The sequence below is a fragment of the Actinosynnema sp. NPDC002837 genome, assembly GCF_040295345.1.
In the GTDB taxonomy this organism is placed as follows: Bacteria; Actinomycetota; Actinomycetes; order Mycobacteriales; family Pseudonocardiaceae; genus Actinosynnema.
In genome coordinates this window covers 24,444-40,134 of the sequence record NZ_JBEOVG010000086.1, presented here as the reverse complement: position 1 = coordinate 40,134, position 15,691 = coordinate 24,444, and the positions used below count along the sequence as shown (strand labels likewise).

At 74.1% G+C, this 15,691-nt stretch carries 14 protein-coding genes; 7 read left to right on the top strand and 7 right to left on the bottom strand.

Features of this window, described 5'->3' with window-relative positions:
• Window positions 1–43 precede the first annotated feature (43 nt).
• Window positions 44–676 carry a choice-of-anchor M domain-containing protein gene (locus ABTZ99_RS36460; RefSeq protein ID WP_498778534.1) on the bottom strand — a complete coding sequence of 211 codons (633 nt, stop codon included), beginning with the start codon at window positions 674–676 and terminating at the stop codon, window positions 44–46.
• Window positions 673–1,323 (bottom strand): choice-of-anchor M domain-containing protein, encoded by a 651-nt coding sequence (locus ABTZ99_RS36455; protein WP_498778533.1) that lies wholly within the window; start codon window positions 1,321–1,323, stop codon window positions 673–675. Before ABTZ99_RS36455 ends, ABTZ99_RS36460 begins: the two co-directional genes overlap by 4 nt.
• 194 nt (window positions 1,324–1,517) lie before the next feature.
• Here ABTZ99_RS36455 and ABTZ99_RS36450 point away from each other — a divergent pair, with 194 nt between their 5' ends.
• From ABTZ99_RS36450 to ABTZ99_RS36420, 7 genes are read left to right on the top strand one after another with little or no spacing between them, the layout of a single operon-like run.
• The gene (locus ABTZ99_RS36450; RefSeq protein ID WP_499617775.1) at window positions 1,518–3,044 is read left to right on the top strand and encodes an anchored repeat ABC transporter, substrate-binding protein; all 1,527 of its coding nucleotides are present in this window, start codon (window positions 1,518–1,520) and stop codon (window positions 3,042–3,044) included.
• The gene (locus ABTZ99_RS36445; RefSeq protein ID WP_499617774.1) at window positions 3,032–3,847 is read left to right on the top strand and encodes a TIGR03773 family transporter-associated surface protein; all 816 of its coding nucleotides are present in this window, start codon (window positions 3,032–3,034) and stop codon (window positions 3,845–3,847) included. Before ABTZ99_RS36450 ends, ABTZ99_RS36445 begins: the two co-directional genes overlap by 13 nt.
• Complete coding sequence (locus tag ABTZ99_RS36440; RefSeq protein WP_499617773.1) at window positions 3,844–4,596, top strand: anchored repeat-type ABC transporter ATP-binding subunit; 753 nt, start codon at window positions 3,844–3,846, stop codon at window positions 4,594–4,596. The genes ABTZ99_RS36445 and ABTZ99_RS36440 overlap by 4 nt, the downstream gene beginning before the upstream one ends.
• Window positions 4,593–5,483 carry an anchored repeat-type ABC transporter permease subunit gene (locus ABTZ99_RS36435; RefSeq protein ID WP_499617772.1) on the top strand — a complete coding sequence of 297 codons (891 nt, stop codon included), beginning with the start codon at window positions 4,593–4,595 and terminating at the stop codon, window positions 5,481–5,483. Before ABTZ99_RS36440 ends, ABTZ99_RS36435 begins: the two co-directional genes overlap by 4 nt.
• Entirely contained in the window at window positions 5,480–6,805 is a 1,326-nt protein-coding gene (locus tag ABTZ99_RS36430; protein ID WP_498778528.1) for a choice-of-anchor M domain-containing protein, read from the top strand. The genes ABTZ99_RS36435 and ABTZ99_RS36430 overlap by 4 nt, the downstream gene beginning before the upstream one ends.
• Complete coding sequence (locus ABTZ99_RS36425; protein ID WP_499617771.1) at window positions 6,802–8,412, top strand: choice-of-anchor M domain-containing protein; 1,611 nt, start codon at window positions 6,802–6,804, stop codon at window positions 8,410–8,412. Before ABTZ99_RS36430 ends, ABTZ99_RS36425 begins: the two co-directional genes overlap by 4 nt.
• The gene (locus tag ABTZ99_RS36420; protein ID WP_499617770.1) at window positions 8,405–9,214 is read left to right on the top strand and encodes a class I SAM-dependent methyltransferase; all 810 of its coding nucleotides are present in this window, start codon (window positions 8,405–8,407) and stop codon (window positions 9,212–9,214) included. The genes ABTZ99_RS36425 and ABTZ99_RS36420 overlap by 8 nt, the downstream gene beginning before the upstream one ends.
• Window positions 9,215–9,452: 238 nt before the next feature.
• Here ABTZ99_RS36420 and ABTZ99_RS36415 read toward each other — a convergent pair whose 3' ends face one another.
• From ABTZ99_RS36415 to ABTZ99_RS36395, 5 genes are read right to left on the bottom strand one after another with little or no spacing between them, the layout of a single operon-like run.
• Window positions 9,453–11,102: an ABC transporter ATP-binding protein gene (locus ABTZ99_RS36415; protein ID WP_499617769.1), complete on the bottom strand. Its 1,650-nt coding sequence runs from the start codon at window positions 11,100–11,102 to the stop codon at window positions 9,453–9,455.
• Window positions 11,099–12,763, bottom strand: a complete 1,665-nt coding sequence (locus ABTZ99_RS36410; RefSeq protein WP_499617768.1) for an ABC transporter ATP-binding protein/permease — start codon at window positions 12,761–12,763, stop codon at window positions 11,099–11,101. The genes ABTZ99_RS36415 and ABTZ99_RS36410 overlap by 4 nt, the downstream gene beginning before the upstream one ends.
• The gene (locus tag ABTZ99_RS36405) at window positions 12,760–13,758 is read right to left on the bottom strand and encodes an ABC transporter substrate-binding protein (RefSeq protein WP_498778523.1); all 999 of its coding nucleotides are present in this window, start codon (window positions 13,756–13,758) and stop codon (window positions 12,760–12,762) included. Before ABTZ99_RS36405 ends, ABTZ99_RS36410 begins: the two co-directional genes overlap by 4 nt.
• Window positions 13,751–14,551 (bottom strand): ABC transporter ATP-binding protein, encoded by an 801-nt coding sequence (locus ABTZ99_RS36400; protein ID WP_498778522.1) that lies wholly within the window; start codon window positions 14,549–14,551, stop codon window positions 13,751–13,753. Before ABTZ99_RS36400 ends, ABTZ99_RS36405 begins: the two co-directional genes overlap by 8 nt.
• On the bottom strand, window positions 14,548–15,660 hold the full coding sequence (locus tag ABTZ99_RS36395) for a FecCD family ABC transporter permease (protein WP_499617767.1): 1,113 nt from the start codon (window positions 15,658–15,660) through the stop codon (window positions 14,548–14,550). Before ABTZ99_RS36395 ends, ABTZ99_RS36400 begins: the two co-directional genes overlap by 4 nt.
• Window positions 15,661–15,691 lie beyond the last annotated feature (31 nt).

The following is a 15,691-nucleotide window of genomic DNA, read 5'->3' as shown; positions in this document are numbered from 1 at the left end:
GCCGCCCGTTCGACCGGGCGGCAGCGTGGTCGGCTCTGGGGTGTCAGGGCTGGACGGTGAAGGTGTAGCTCTTCTGCCCCGTGGTCACGGCGCCGCCGGCGGCCTTGGTGGCGGTGGCTTCGAAGACCACGGTGTAGGTGCCCGCCGCCTCGAACGCCCAGTTGGCGTGCGCGTGGGTGTTGACCGCGATGGTCCGGCTGTCGGGCAGGCCGTTGCCGCTGTCGAACCACACGGTGGGCGTGCCGAGGCTCGTCGTGTACACGCTGACGTCCGCGGGGCCGGAGACCGAGACGAGCTTGGCGGTCACGGTGTTGTTCAGCAGCACGCCGGACGGCACGCCCTGCGTGTTGATCCCGGGCCACAGGATGCCGGTGACCTGGGCCTGCGGGAGCACCCACACCGTGGAGCCGGGAGTGCCGAGGAACGAGTACGCGGAGTTGGCCGGCACGGTGGTCTTGCTCGCCGGCACGGCGTCGAGCACGACGGTGGACGGGTCGCGGTCGACGGCGGGGGAGACGGTGGCGTCGTGGACGTCCAGCGTCAACGTGCTGCCGGTCCAGTCCACGTCGAGGACGTCGACGTGGCCCTGGGAGATGGTGGCGGCGTGCGCGGTGCCGGGCAGGAGCAGGGCGGCGGTCGCGGCGAAGGCCGCGGCGGCGAGGACTCGGGATCTCATGCGTTCACCTTGAACCGGTAGAGGGCGGGCGCGGAGGTGACCTTCTGGCCGGTGGCGGCGAGCACGCCGCTGACCCGGACCACGACGGCGTAGTTGCCGGCCGCCTCGAACGCCCAGTTGGCGTGCTGGTGGTTGCCGGCGGTGAGGCCGACCGCGTCGGGCAGGCCGTTGCCGCTGTCCACGAGCACGGTGGGCGCGCCGACGGCGTCGGTGGTGAAGACGCTGAACCCGGCGGGGCCGTAGACCCACTCGAACCGCAGGGTCAGGGCGTCGCCGACGAACACGCCGGGCTCGATCTCCTCGGTGGCGATGCCGGGCCACAGCAACGCCGGGTCCTCGACCTCGGGCAGCACCCAGACCGGGCTGCCCGCCGCGCCGAGGAACGAGTAGGCGGGATCGGCGGGCACGGTGGTGCGGGCCGCCGACTTGGCGACGATCTTCACGTCGGACGGCGCGTACTCGACGTCGTTGGTCTCGTCGTGGACGTGGACGTCGAACTGCCCGTCCTCGAAGGCGATGCCGATGACGTCGACGTGCCCGCTGTCGAGGACGACCGCGGTGGTGGACGCGGTGGCCGGTGCGACGACGGCGCCCAGGAGGGCCGCCACCGCCAAGGGCAGCAGAGCGAGGCGTGCTGAGGTGCGCACGGTGGAGTGCTCCGTTCGTGGGGTGGATGGGCCCGATCGGGCCGCGACCGCAGTGTTGCAGACGATAATCATTTCCGTTAGGGCTGAACGGTCGGTGATCGACTGGGCCGCCCGGCCTATTGAAAACGGTTGTCGTTCGTATTAGGTTCGCGGTGCCACGCCGGTCGACCGGCGTCCGTCTGGAGGAAAAACCCATGCACGTGCGTGCGTTCCCGCGCGCCATCGCGGCGTTCTCGGTCGCCGTGCTGACCGCCTGCTCGGCCGCCGGCGGCGGTGCGGCGGACGGGGTGTCGGTGGTCACGACCACCGAGATCCTGGCCGACCTCGTGCGCAACGTCGGCGGCGAGCGCGTCCGGGTCGACTCGCTCGTGCCGCCCGGCGGCGACCCGCACTCCTACGAGCCCGTGCCCGCCGACGCCAAGAAGGTCACGCGGGCCGACGTCACGTTCACCAACCACCTCCTGCTGGAGGAGCAGCGCCTGATCAAGGCCATCGACGCCAACGTGCGGGAAGGCACGCCCAACGTCTCGCTGGCCGAGGTGTCGGAGACCTACGGCGCGCACGTGATCCCGCTGGTGGAGAACATCGGCCTGGACGTGCTCTGGCTGGGGCTGCGGGTGCGCGGCGACGGCAAGCACAAGGGCGCCACCCGGTCCTCGGAGGTCCGCCTGGCGGCGACCGCGCTGGACGGGCCGGGCGAGCTGGTCCTGTACCTGACCGAGGCGTTGGGCAAACCGGTGGTGTACTTCAACTCCGCGGACGAGCTGTCCGAAGTGGACGCCACGACCCTGCCGCCGGCCGCGCACACGCACCTCAACTGGGCGTTCACCCAACCCGGCGTCTACCGGCTTACGCTCGCCGCGACCCTGCTCAACGGCGGCGCGAGCGCGCCGATCCCGTTGGGGGAGAGCACGTTCACCTTCGCCGTGGGCGTCGACCCGACCGGCGTGGCGGGCACCGTGCTGAACGAGGGGCACACCGACCTCACCGTCGACCTCGACACCGGCGAGCTCTACACGCTCAACGACGCGACGGGCGGCGCGAACCAGCGGCAGGTCGTCCCGGCGGCCGACGCGGTGATCGAGGTGCCCAACAAGGCCATCGCCACCATCCCGGACGACCCGCGGTTCGCCTTCCTCGGCGCGCCCGGCGGCTCGGTGCACCAGCTGCCGCAGGCCGTGCTGGGCAAGCACGTGCACGGCGAGATCGACCCGCACCTGTGGCAGGACGTGCGCAACGCGCGCGCCTACGTCGAGGTCGTGCGGGACACGTTGCGCACCGCGGACCCGGACGGGGCCGAGGTCTACGACCGCAACGCCCGCGCGTACCTCGACCGGCTCGACGAGCTGGACGGCTACGTGCGCGAGACCGTCGCCCGCGTGTCGCCCGAGCACCGGCACCTGGTCACCACCCACGACGGCTTCGGCTACTTCGCCGCCGCCTACGGGTTGACCGTCGCGGGCTTCGTGGTGCCCAACCCGGCGCAGGAACCGAGCGTGGAGGACGTGCGCAAGTTGTCGGAGACGGTGCGGAACCTGAAGGTGCCGGCGGTGTTCATGGAGCCCAACCTCGCGCAGCGCGCTTCGGTGCTGAGCCAGGTGGCCCGGGACCAGTCGATCGACGTGTGCCTGCTCTACGGGGACGCGTTCGACGACAAGGTCGGCAACTACGTGGACATGATGCGGCACAACGCGGACGAGGCGGTCCGATGCCTCGCCTGACGCGGTTGCTCGCGCTGCTAGCCGTGCTCGTGACCGTCCAGCCGGTCGCCGTCGCGCACGCCGCCGAGCAGGTGGTCGTCTCGGACGGCCACGTGGACCTCGGGCCGCGCTTCGTGGACGGCCGGTGGACCGTGCAGCTGCGTGACGACACCGGTGACGCGCCGCAGTGGCGCGCGCTGTCCGATGTCGTGCTGCACGTGGCCGACACGGCCCGCACCACCGTCCCGGACGACCCGGCGTACGACTTCCTCGGCGACCGGGGCGGCCCGATCTGGGTGCTGCCGCAGGTCGAGCAGGACGGCGTGGTGTGGCCCGGCTGGAACACCCAGGACCCGGAGGTCACCGCGGCGGTCGAGCGCGAGGTCACCTGGCGCCTGCACGGCGTGCGCGGTCCCGGCCGGTTCGTGCTGTTCCTCAGCGGCAACTTCGGCGCGCCGACCACGATCTTCAGCAGCGCCGAGCCGGCGCCGCAGGAGACGGGCATCGAGGCGGGCACCCACGTGCACGGCAACTGGGTGTTCGGCGCGCCGGGCACCTACCTGCTCGACGTGGAGATGGCCGCGACCACGAAGGAACGCGCGCAGGTGGCCGACCGGAGGGTCCTGCGCGTGCACGTCGGCGACGCCACCGACCCGCGATCCGCTTTCGACGTGGCGGAAGCGGAAGCGAAGCCGGAGCCGCGTGCGGAACCCGAACCGGCGAGCGACCGGTCGTGGACGTGGGTCGGCCTGGGCGGTGGCGCGCTGCTCGTGGTGGCCGTCGTCGTGGCCGTGGTCCTGCGTCGTCGGAGGGGAGAGCGATGACCGAGCCGATCCTGCGCATCCGCGACCTGGCCGTGCAGCTGGGCGGGCGGGAAGTGCTGTCCTCAGTGGACTTCGACCTCCGCGCCGGCGAGCTGGTCGGGCTGATCGGCCCCAACGGCGCGGGCAAGACGACGCTCCTGCGCACCGCGTTGGGCCTGCTGCCACCACACCGGGGCACGGTCGCGGTGCACGGCCGCACCGCCCGGCAGGCCCGGGGCGCGGTCGGCTACGTGCCGCAGCGCCACGAGTTCGCCTGGGACTTCCCGATCTCGGTCGCGAAGGCGGTCGCCACCGGTCGCACCCACCTGACCGGCCTGTTCGGCCGGCGGACCGCGGCGGACCGGGCGGCGGTGGACGACGCCATCACGCGCGTGGGCATGGACGACCTCCGGTCGCGTCCCGTCGGCGAGCTGTCCGGCGGCCAGCGGCAGCGCGTGCTGGTCGCGCGGGCGTTGGCCCTGCGTCCCCGCGTGCTGCTGCTGGACGAGCCGTTCACCGGCATCGACGCGCCGACCCAGGAACTGCTCGGCCGGCTGCTCACCGACCTGCGCGACGAAGGGGTCGCCGTGCTCATGACCACCCACGACCTCGCCGCCGCGACCACGTTGTGCACGCGGTTGTGCCTGCTCAACCGCACGGTCGTGGCCGACGGCGAGCCGGCCGCGCTCGCCGACACCGACATCTGGCTGCGCACCTTCGGCCTGGACCGGGCCGATCAGCTGCTCCGATCCCTGGGAGTGACCCGATGAGCGCCGTCCTCGACGCGCTGGCCGCGCCGTGGGAGTACGACTTCTGGCGGCGTGCCCTGCTGGTGGCGCTGCTGTCCGGCCTGGTGTGCGGCGTCGTCGGCGGGCACGTCGTGCTGCGCGGCATGGCGTTCATCGGCGACGCGGTCGCGCACGCCGTGTTCCCCGGCATCGCGGTGGCCTTCGTGCTCGGCGCGAACCTGGTGGTCGGCGGCGCGGTCGCGGGTGTGATCACCGCGCTGCTCATCGCGGTGGTCGCGCAGAACCGCAGGCTCAAGGAGGACTCGGTCATCGGGATCTTCTTCGCCGCGGCCTTCGGGCTGGGCATCGTGATCCTCAGCGCGGCGCCGGGCTACGGCGGGTCGCTGGAGTCGTTCCTGTTCGGGTCGATCCTCGGCATCAGCGACGGCGACGTGGTGTCGGTCGCGGTGATCGGCGCGGTCCTGCTGCTGGCCACCGCGCTGCTCAACGGCAGGCTGGTCGCCGCGAGCCTGGACCGCGAGCAGGCCCGCGCGGTCGGCCTGCCGGTGTTCTGGTTCGACATCGCGCTGTACGTGATGGTGACGCTGGCGATCGTGATCTCCTTGCAGGCCGTCGGCAACGTGCTCGTGCTGGCGCTGCTCGTGACGCCCGCCGCCGCGGCTCGCCTGCTCACCGACCGGTTGGGCGTGATGATGGTGCTCGCACCGGCCATCGGCGCCGGCGGCAGCGTGCTCGGCCTGTACCTCTCCTACGCCTTCGACCTCGCCGCAGGCGGGCTCATCGTGCTCACCCTCACCGGCGTCTTCGTGCTGTGCTGGCTGTTCGCGCCGCGGCACGGCCTGCTCACCCGTCCCCGTGGCCGCCGTTCGACGGCGGCCACCCCGGTTCCCGCGGAGGTGTCGTCGTGATCGCGGTCCGTGCCCTGGCGGTGGGCGGGGTGGCCGGTGCGCTGCTCGTGCTCGCCGCGCCGGCGTTCGCCGTGCCCGGTCAGGCGTCGGCGGTGCTGAGCGTCCGCGAAGGTGCCTTGGACCTCGCGGCGGGCGTCGACACCGTCGCGGCGGTGGACGGGCGGGTCGGCCTGCGGTGGGACACCACGGCGATCGCGCCCGGCGTCGCGTTCGGCGACGTGGTGCGGCTGCGTGCGATCGTGCTCGACGGCCCGGGGCGGACCGGGTCGGAGCCGGTGACCGTGCCGGTGGCCACCACCGGGATCGCGGACTGGGAGTTCACCGCGCCGGGTCGGCACACGGTCCGGCTCGACGCGGACGCGCACCTGCTCGACGGCAGTCCCCTCCACGCCGAGCGCGTCTACGCGGTGGAGGTGGGCGCGCCCGCGCTCCCGGCCGACAACCGCGCGGCGGCGGAGCCCGCCGTCGTGCCCCGGGTCGGACGCGCAGTGCCGGAAGCCCTGCCGGAGGTCGTGCCACAGGTCGTGCCCCAGGTCGCGCCGGAGGTCGCCGCCGCGGGGCAGCCGCCCACCGCGACCGGCAAGGTCACGCTCGACCGCGGGCACGTCGACGCCCTGGCGCCCAGGCTCGTCGGCGACGGGTTGAGCGTGCACGTGAAGGACGGCAGCACGATCGGCGCGGTCACGTGGCGCGAACCGGCCGACGTCGAGTTCCGGATCACCGACGCCGCGCGCACCGCGTTGCCCGCGATCCCCGCGCTGTCGTTCCTCGGCGCGGCGGGCGGGCAGATCCACCTGCTGCCGCAGCAGGAGCAGCCGGGCATCCTCTGGATCGGCTGGTCCACCGAGGAACTGCGACCGGCGGACGTCGGCGGACCGGTCACGTGGACGCTCACGGGGGTGGACGGTCCCGGCCCGTTCGGGCTGTTCACCACGGGCTCGTTCGGCGCTCCGACGCTGATCTTCAACAGCACCGACGGCCTGCCCGACACCCACACCGTCGCGCTCGGCACGCACGCGCACGCGAACTGGGCGTTCGGCAAGCCCGGCCGCTACCGGCTGGACTTCAGCGTGTCGGCGGCCCGGCCCGACGGCAGCCCGCTGACCGACACCGCGAGCTACACCTTCGTCGTCGGCGACGCCCAGTCCACCGGCACCGCGGACACCGGCAACACCACTCCCGACGGCAGGCGGCCGACGCAGCTCGCCTCGACCGGTCCCGCCGAGGCGCCCGCCGCCACCGCGCTGGCCCTGGCCCTGCTCACCACGGGTGTGCTCGTGCTGGTCGTCACCCGCCGCCGTCCAGCCAAGGAGTCCTCGTGACCACGCACCACCGCCGTGGCCTCGCGCTCGTCGCCGCGTCCCTCACGCTGCTCGCCGGCGCGTCCATCCTCCCGGCCTCGGCCCAGGACGCCACGACCGTGGTCGACCAGGGCCACGTCGACCTCGTGGCCGGCTCCGTCGTGGACGGGGAGCTGGCCATCCGGGTCAAGGACGGCACCGTCGACCCGCCCGTGCTGCGCGACCCGGCGACGGTCGTGACGCACGTGAAGCCCGAGGCCCGCATCCAGGTGCCGGACCGGCCCGAGTACGCGTTCCTCGGTCCGGCGGGCAGCGACATCTGGGTCAGCCCCGAGGTGCAGGACCCCAACCTGGTCTGGCTCGGCTGGAACACCGAGTCCCTGACCGCGGACCAGGTCGTGCCCGGCTCGGTGCGCTGGACCCTCGACGCGATCGGCGGCGACCTGCCGGGCAGCGCGCCGCCGGGTGCGGTGACCGTGTTCCAGAGCGGGTCGTTCGGCGAGCCGCTGCCGCGCGTCTTCGACACGGCCAACCCCCTGCCCCAGCAGCACCCGGTGGAGCTCGGCACGCACGCGCACGCCAACTGGACGTTCGCCGCGGAGGGCGTCTACCGGCTCACCTTCGCCCTCGAAGCCACCACCCCGACCGGCGAACCGTTGCGCGACACCGCGACCTACGCCATCGCGGTCGGCGAGATCGACCCGACCACCGTGGTTCCGGGCGCGGGGGAGCCCACTACTACTACGACGACAACGACCACAACAACAACAACCACCACGACGACTGCCGGTGCCACGACGACGACCACCACCACTGGTGCGCCGACGCCGTGCGTGGTCCTCGATGACGGGCACGTCGACCTCATCGCGCCGGGTCTCGTGGACGGCGTCCTGCGCACCCGGGTCAAGGACGGCACCGCGGGTCCGGACAAGGCGGTCTGGCGCGATCCCGCGGACGTGGTCGTCCACCTCGTCCCCCGAGCCCGCAACACCATCCCCGCCGATCCCGCCTACGCGTTCCTCGGCGACGCCGGGCAGCCGGTGTGGCTCATCCCGCAGACGCAGATCCCCGGCATCGTCTGGGCCGGCTGGAACACCGAGGCGCTGCGGCCCGAGCACGGCGACGTCACCATCACGTTGTCCGCGGTGGACGGACCCGGCCGGTTCGCGTTGTTCCTGACCGGCCTGACGCCGACCGTGCTGGCGAACTCCGGTGACGGCCTGCCCGACGCGGTGACCGTCGCGCCGGGCACCCACGCGCACGCCAACTGGGCGTTCGGCCGGGAGGGCGTCTACCGGATCACGGTCGAGGTCGCCGTCACGCCCGCCGGCGGGCAGCGCGTGGTGGACACCGACGAGTTCACCATCGCGGTCGGCGACGTCGACCCGGCCACCGCGCTCGGCCGTGACTGCGCGGCTCCCACCGGCACCACGTCACCGACCACGACCAGTCCGGCCGGCACCGTGCCGCCGACCACGACCACCCCGGCGGCGGCGGGCGGCTCGCGGCTCGCCAACACCGGCGCCGGATCGCTGGGTACTGTGTCGACGGTCGGCGCACTACTGCTCACCGGTGGCGCGGCACTGCTGCTGCTCACCCGATCCCGACGGCGAGGACTGGATGGCTGAGTCGATCCCGGCCGTGGTCGAGGCGTTCGACCACGGCAGTGCCGAGTTCGCCGAGTGGACGCCGCTGCTGTGGGACCCGATCGGCGCCGCGACCGTCGAGGCCGCGCCGCCACGACCGGGTGGACGAGTGCTCGACGTGTGCTGCGGGTCGGGTTCGTCGGCCATCCCGGCGGCGCGGGCGGTCGGCGTCGAAGGGCTCGTCGACGCGGTCGACCTCGCGCGCGAGCTGCTCGACCAGGGCATCCGACGCGCCGAAGGGCTGCCGCAGCTGCGGTTCCACCACGCCGACGCGTCCCGGTGGACCTCTGTGGACGGTCTGCCCTACGACCGGGTGCAGTGCGTCTTCGGCATCTTCTTCCTGCCGGACATGGACGCGGCCGCCGCGCACCTGGTCGGCCTGCTCCGGCCCGGCGGCGCGTTCGGCGTGACGACGTGGCGGCAGGGCAGCGTGGACGACGTGGTGGGCCCGCTGGTCCAGGCGCTCACCGAGCAGACGGGGCGGACGCTCGACCGCCCGGCGTCGGCGGAGCGTGCCGCGCGCGTGGACACCGAGGAGAAGCTGGCCGGGTGGTTGAGCGGCCTCGGGTTGGGCGGGGTCGACGTGCGGTCGGTGGAGCGGGACATCCCCCTCACCCCGGACTCGGCGTGGAGCTTCGTGATGGGCTCGGGCATCCGGGCCGCTCTCGACGGTCTGGACGCCCCGGTCGTGTCCGCCGTCAACACCCGCTACCGCGAACTGATGGCCACGACGACCACACTGCGCGCCCGTGCGCTGGTCGGGACGGGCAGCCGCCCGAGCTGAGCCTCCGGACGCCCCTGCCGCGGCGAGCCGCAACCCGCGCCCGGCAACGCCACCCTGCCATCACGACCCGCAACCCCGCGCTGAGCGACGCGGCTCTGCCATCACGACCCGCAACCCCGCGCCGAGCGTCGCGGCTCTGCCATCACGACCCGCAACCCCGCGCTGAGCGTCGCCGCCTTGCCTTCGCGAGCCGCGCGAGTGATCCGAGGCCTGCGACCCGGGATCGGGGGCGGTCGAATCAGTCGATGAGCCGGCCTTCCTCCAGGCGCACCGTGCGGTCGCAGCGGGCGAGGGTGGTGGGGCGGTGGGCGATGACGAGGATGCCCACGTCGTCGCCGGTCGAGGTGAGGGCGGTGGTGATGGCCGCGTCGGCGTCCGCGTCGAGGTTGGCGGTCGCCTCGTCCAGGACGAGCACGCGCGGTTCGGTCAGCAGGGCCCGGGCGATGGCGACCCGTGCCCGCTGACCGCCCGACAGCCCGGCCCCGGACTCGCCGACGGTCGTGTCGAGCCCGGCGGGGAAACCGGCGCCGGGGTCGAGGATGCCCGCCCGTCGCGCCGCCCGCTCGACGTCGAGGTCGCCGGCGTCGGGGCGGCCGAGCCGGATGTTGGTCGCGATCGTCCCGGCGAGCAGCCCCGGGTCCTGCGGCACGGCGCTGATCGCACCCCGCAGCTCGTCGTCGGCCAGGTCGGCGAGGTCGACGCCGTCGAGCGTGGCGCGCCCGGCGTCGGGGTCCCACATCCGCACGGCCAGCAGCGCGCAGGTGGTCTTCCCCGCGCCGGACGGCCCGGTGAGCGCGACCCGCTCGCCGGGGCGGACGGTGAACGACACCTCCCGCAACGCGGGCGGCCCGTCGCCGTACCGGAACGTCACGCGGTCGAACACGAGACCGGTCGAGGCGGCACGTGGCGGCAGTCGCCGTGGCGCGACGGCTTCGCGGACGACCGGTTGCCGGTCCAGGACGTCGACGATGCGCCTGCCCGCCGCGCGCAGCGTGCCGAGGTTGCGCAGCAGGTCGGAGATCTGCGCGACGGGACCGAGCGCGGCGGTGGCCAGCACCATGGCGACCGGGGCGAGCACCCGGCCCACGGCGTCGAGGTTCACCGCGCAGACCGCGAGCGCCCCGATCGCGCTGAGGGACAGCACGGCGTCCGTGACCGCGCGTTCCACCCCCGTCCGGGAGCCGATCCGAGCCTGCACGGCGGTCAGCACGCCGGTGTGCCGGTCGAGCGCGGCGGTTCGGCGGTCCAGCGCCCCGGCGGCGCTGAGCTCGTCCAACCCGCGCACGGTGTCGACCAGCTCGGCGTTGAGCGCGGCGGCGGCCTCGGTCAGCTCGACGCCCTGCCGGGCGCCCACCCGCCCGAACAGCCAGGGCAACGCCGCCGTCACGACCACGAACGGCACCCACACCAGCAGCAGCCACGGCGTCACGAGCAGCGACAGCGCGGTGGTGGCCACGACGAGCAGGGCGGAGGTGAGCGCCTGGGCCGCGGTGTGCGCGTAGAGCCATTCGAGGCGGTCGACGTCGGCGAAGGCGACGGAGGCCAGGTCGCCGCCGCGCCGGGGCGTGCGGCGATCGGGCAGGCTCACCCGGAGGCGGTCGAACACGCGGGCGCGCAGCGCGCCGATCAACCGGTAGGCCAGGTCGTGCGAGACCCACGACTCGCGCCACGTCATCACCGCGGTCAGCACCGCGACACCGGCCAGGACGACGGCCGCGGGCAGCAGCGGCGCGTCGCCGGTCGCGGCGGTCCGGCCGGCGAGCCACGTGCCGCCCACCGCCGTGCCCAGCGCGCCGAGCTGGGCGACGGCGTTGGCCGCGATGGTCCAGCCGAACGTGGCCCGTCGCTCGGCGACGACCGGCAGGAGGCGCCGGAGCGGGCCGCTCATCGCGGGGCCGCCGGCGACGTGATGGCGGCGACGCGGCCGGACTCGACGGTGACGATCGCGTCGGCGTCGCGCAGGGCGCTCTCGCGGTGCGCGATGACGATCCGGGTCGTGCCGGCGCAGTGCTCGGCGAGCCGGGTCAGGACGCGCGCCTCGGTGTCGACGTCCAGCGCGGAGGTCGCCTCGTCCAGCAGCAGCACGGGTGTCGCGGCGAGCACGGCCCTGGCGATGGCCAGCCGCTGCCGCTGGCCGCCGGAGAGCCGGGCGCCGTTCTCGGTGAGCTCGGTGTCGAAGCCGTGGGGGAGCGCCTCGATGAAGTCGAGGGCGTCCGCGACGTGCGCGGCGGCACGCACCTCCGCCGGCGTGGCGTCGGGCCGGGCGAGGCGCAGGTTCTCCGCCACGGTGCCGTGGAACAGGTACGTGTGCTGGCCGACGACCCCGATGCTCGCGCGCAGCGCGGCGAGCGTGTAGTCGGTGATCGGGGTCCCGTCGAGCTCGATCGTCCCGTGCCGCGGGTCGACGTGCCGCACGACGAGCCGGGCGAGCGTGCTCTTGCCCGCGCCCGACGGGCCGACGATCCCGGTGACGCTCCCCGGCCGGCACTCGAAGTCGACGTCGGCGACACCGGCCCCGTTCGGGTACCGGTAGCCGACCTGCCGCAGCACGAGCCCGGCGCCCGGTCGGGCGGGCTCGGTGCGCGTGCCGGTGTCCGCGACGGCCGGGCGCGCGGTGAGGATCTCGTCGATGCCCTCGACCGCGCCGAGCCCCTGGTAACCGAGGTGCCAGTGGGCGGACAGGTCCAGCACCGGCCGGAAGCACTCCCTGGCGCACAGCAGGAACAGCAGCACGGACCCGGCGGGCCCGCCACCGCCGAGGACACCCGCGCAGGCGACGACGATGGTGGCGACCGTGCCCAGGTGCAACGCGAGCGCGCTGACGGCGGACTCCACGAGCGAGACCCGCAACTGCGTCATCGTGGAGCCGTGCAGCTCCTCGCCGCGCCGGGCGAGCGCGTCCCCGGTCCGCCGGCCCGCACCGAACACGCGCAGCACGCCGATCGCCTGCGTCGCCTCCAGGTAGTCCGCGGCGAGCTTCCCGTAGGCGCGCCAACGGGTCCGTCCCGTCCGGAGCAGCCGGGCGTCCCAGAAGCGGGGCACCACCACCGCGCACAGCACCGACCCGGCGAGGACCGAGGCGGCCGGCACGGAGACGGTGAACAGCCACCCGGCGACGGCGGCGGGCACGACGCAGGTCACCAGCAGCTGCGGCAGGTAGCGGCTGTAGTAGGCGTCGAGGGCTTCGACACCGTCCACGACGGTGTGCGTGATCGCGCCGGACCGCTCGCCCTGCGCCCACGCCGGCCCGAGCGAGGTGATGCGGCGCAGCAGCTCGCCGCGCAACCGGGTGCGGATGGCGATGCCGAACCTGGCGGCGGCGACCTCCCGCAGCCACAGCAGGGCCGCCCGCACCGCGACGACGCCGACCAGCGCCGCGATCAGCGGCGCGGCGGCGGCCCCGTCCCCGCCGACGAGGTCGGCGAGGACGGCCGCCGTCAGGACGGCTCCGGCGACGTGGCACGCCGACACCAGCGCCGACAGCACGGCGAGCAGCGCGATCGGCCCGGCGACGACGCCGGCCAGGTGCAGGAGCCTGCGGTGGATCACGGGGTGAAGGCGTCCGGGTGCAGCCGCTCCGCGATCTCCCGCACCACGGCGACGTTCCCGAGCGTGCCCGGGTAGGTGTCGGCGGCGTCGATCGCGATCAGCCGCCGCTCGCGCACGGCCGTCATGTCCGGGAACGTGCGGTTCAGGTACTCCACGGTCGTCCGCTCGTGCTCGGGTCCGTTGACCGCGAACACGAGCGCGTCCGGGTTCGCCGCGGCGAGCGCCTCGGGCGTGATCTGCGCGGCGAAGAACTTGGCGAACTGCGGGTCCTGCGGCGAGAACACGTTGTCCCCGCCCGCCCGGCGGATGATGTCGTACTCGATGCCCGCGCCGATCGCCGTCACGGTCGCGCCCTCCAGGTACACCTGGGCGACGGTCGGCTTGGCGCGGCCCGCGAGGGCGGTGTCCACCGCGGCCAGGTCGGCCTTGCCCTTCTCCACCAGGGGCCGGGCCCGGTCGGACGCGGCGAACACCTCGCCGAGGTTCTCCAGGTCGGTGAAGACGTCCTCGACCGTGCCGCTCATCCGCCGCTCGGCGCACCCGCCCGTGGCGACGTACGCCGCGACACCGGCCTGGCCCAGCTGCTCCAGGCTCGCGAAGCCCTGCTCGGCGGTGAACTCGTACATGGTCGGCGAGAACACGAAGTCCGGCCGCGCGTCCAGCAACCGCTCGCGGCTCGGCGGCCCGGACTCGCTCAGCACCGGCACGTCGGCGGCCAGGCCCGCCACGTCGTCGGGCAGCGGCGCGGTGGCCGTCTGCGCCTGCCCGACCAGCGAGTCCGCCAAGCCCAACCGCACCAGCAGCTCCGTCTGCGACGGGCTCAGCCCGACCGCCGCCTTCGGCACGCCCGGGACGGTGACCTCCCGGCCGCAGTTGGTGATCGTGACCGCCTGGCCGGCGGCGCTCGTGGCCGTGGTGGGGGTGACCGCGGAGCCGCAGCCGGCGACCAGCGCGGCGCCGACGCCGAGCGCGATCAGGGACGGTGTTCTACGCATGGATCTCATCTCCGTGCTCGGGGTGACCGCTGGGGTGGTCGAAGACCAGGAGGGGACGGCCGGTGCGCGGGTGCGTGAGCTGGTCGACGGCGACCCGGAACACGTCTTCGACCACGCGCGGCGCGAGCGCCTCGGCCGGTGGGCCGGCGGCGACGAGGCGGCCCCCGTCGAGCACGGCGATGTCGTCGCAGTGGGTCGCGGCGAGGTTGAGGTCGTGCAGCGCCGCGATGATCGTGCGGTCGAGGTCGGTCGCGATCCGCATCAGCTCGAGCTGGAAGGCGATGTCGAGGTGGTTGGTCGGCTCGTCCAGCACGAGGACGGGTGCGTCCGCGGCGAGCGCGCGGGCCAGCATCACCCGCTGCCGCTGCCCGCCGGACAGCCGGCCGATGGGCCGGTCGGCGACGTCGGCGGCGCCGACCCGGGTCAGCGCCGTCCACGCCAGGTCGAGGTCGGCGTCGGTGTCGCGGCCGAACCCGCGCTGGAACGGCACCCTGGCCAGCAGCACGGCGTCCAGCACGGTCAGGTCGAACTCGGTCGAGGTCTCCTGGGTCATCACCGCCACCGACCGCGCGACCTCCCGGCGGTCGGTGCGCCACACGTCCCGCCCGTCCAGCAGCACCCGGCCCGACGACGGCGCGACGGCCCGGTAGAGGGTGCGGAGCAGCGTGGACTTGCCGCTGCCGTTGGGGCCCACCAGCCCGAGGAACCGGCCGGGGCGGATCTCGACGTCCACGTCCCGCAGCACGTCCCGGCCGCCGAGGGCGACGCTGACGCGGTCGAAGCGCACCCTCATCGGTCGAGTCCCGCCTGGGCCGCCGTGTCCCGGCGCATCAGCCACAGGAAGAACGGCGCGCCGACGACCGCGGTGAGGATGCCGATCGGCACCTCGGCGGGTGCGGCGACCGTGCGCGACAACAGGTCGGCGACCATCAGGAACGCCGCGCCGCCGAGCACCGCCACCGGCAGCATCCGCCGGTGGTCCGCGCCGACCAGGATGCGCGCCACGTGCGGCACCACCAGGCCGACGAAGCCGATGCCCCCGCTCACCGACACGATCGACCCGGTCAGCAGGGCCGCGGTCACCAGGAGGACGGCGCGCAGCCGGTTCACGTCCACGCCCAACGCGGTCGCCGACTCGTCACCGGTCAGCAGCGCGTTCATCGCCCGTGTCCGGAACCCGACGACCGCGCACGCCACCACGAACGCCACCGCCGGCACCACGAGCGAGCTCATCGACGCCGCGGACACGCTGCCCAGCAGGAAGAACAGGACGCTGAACACGTTCTGCGCCTCGGTCGTCAACGTCAGGTAGCTCGTGACCGCGCTGAACAGCGAACCGAGGGCCACCCCGGAGAGGATCATCCTGGTCGGCGACAGCACGCCGCGGTGCCGGGCGGTCAGCGCGACGCACGCGCAGGCCACCAACGACCCGGCGAACGCCGCCGCGCCCAGCGGCAGACCGCCGACGGCGGCCGAGCCGAGCGTGATCACCAGGACCGCGCCGACCCCCGCCCCCGACGACACCCCGAGCAGGTAGGGCTCGGCCAACGGGTTGCGCACGATCACCTGCATGATCGCGCCGGCCAACGCCAGCCCCGCGCCCGCCAACCCGGCCAGCAGCGCGCGGGGCAGCCGGAACTGCCACACCGCCTGGTCCTGCAGCACGGTCAGGCTGCCGTCCGACATCCACGGCATGCCCGGCGCCAGGTGCCCGACCACGATCCGCCCCGCGTCCGCCAGGCCGACCTCGACCGTGCCGATCGAGCCGGAGACGACCAGCAGCACGGGGATCGCGAGCCCGAGCACCGCGACCGTCACCCTCTGCGTCAACCGTGACCGGCGGAGGAACACCTTGCGGTCACGCTCGACCGACGACGCGGCCGAGCGCGGACGAACAACCATGAGCGAACCGATCACTGTGCGGCGGGGGACC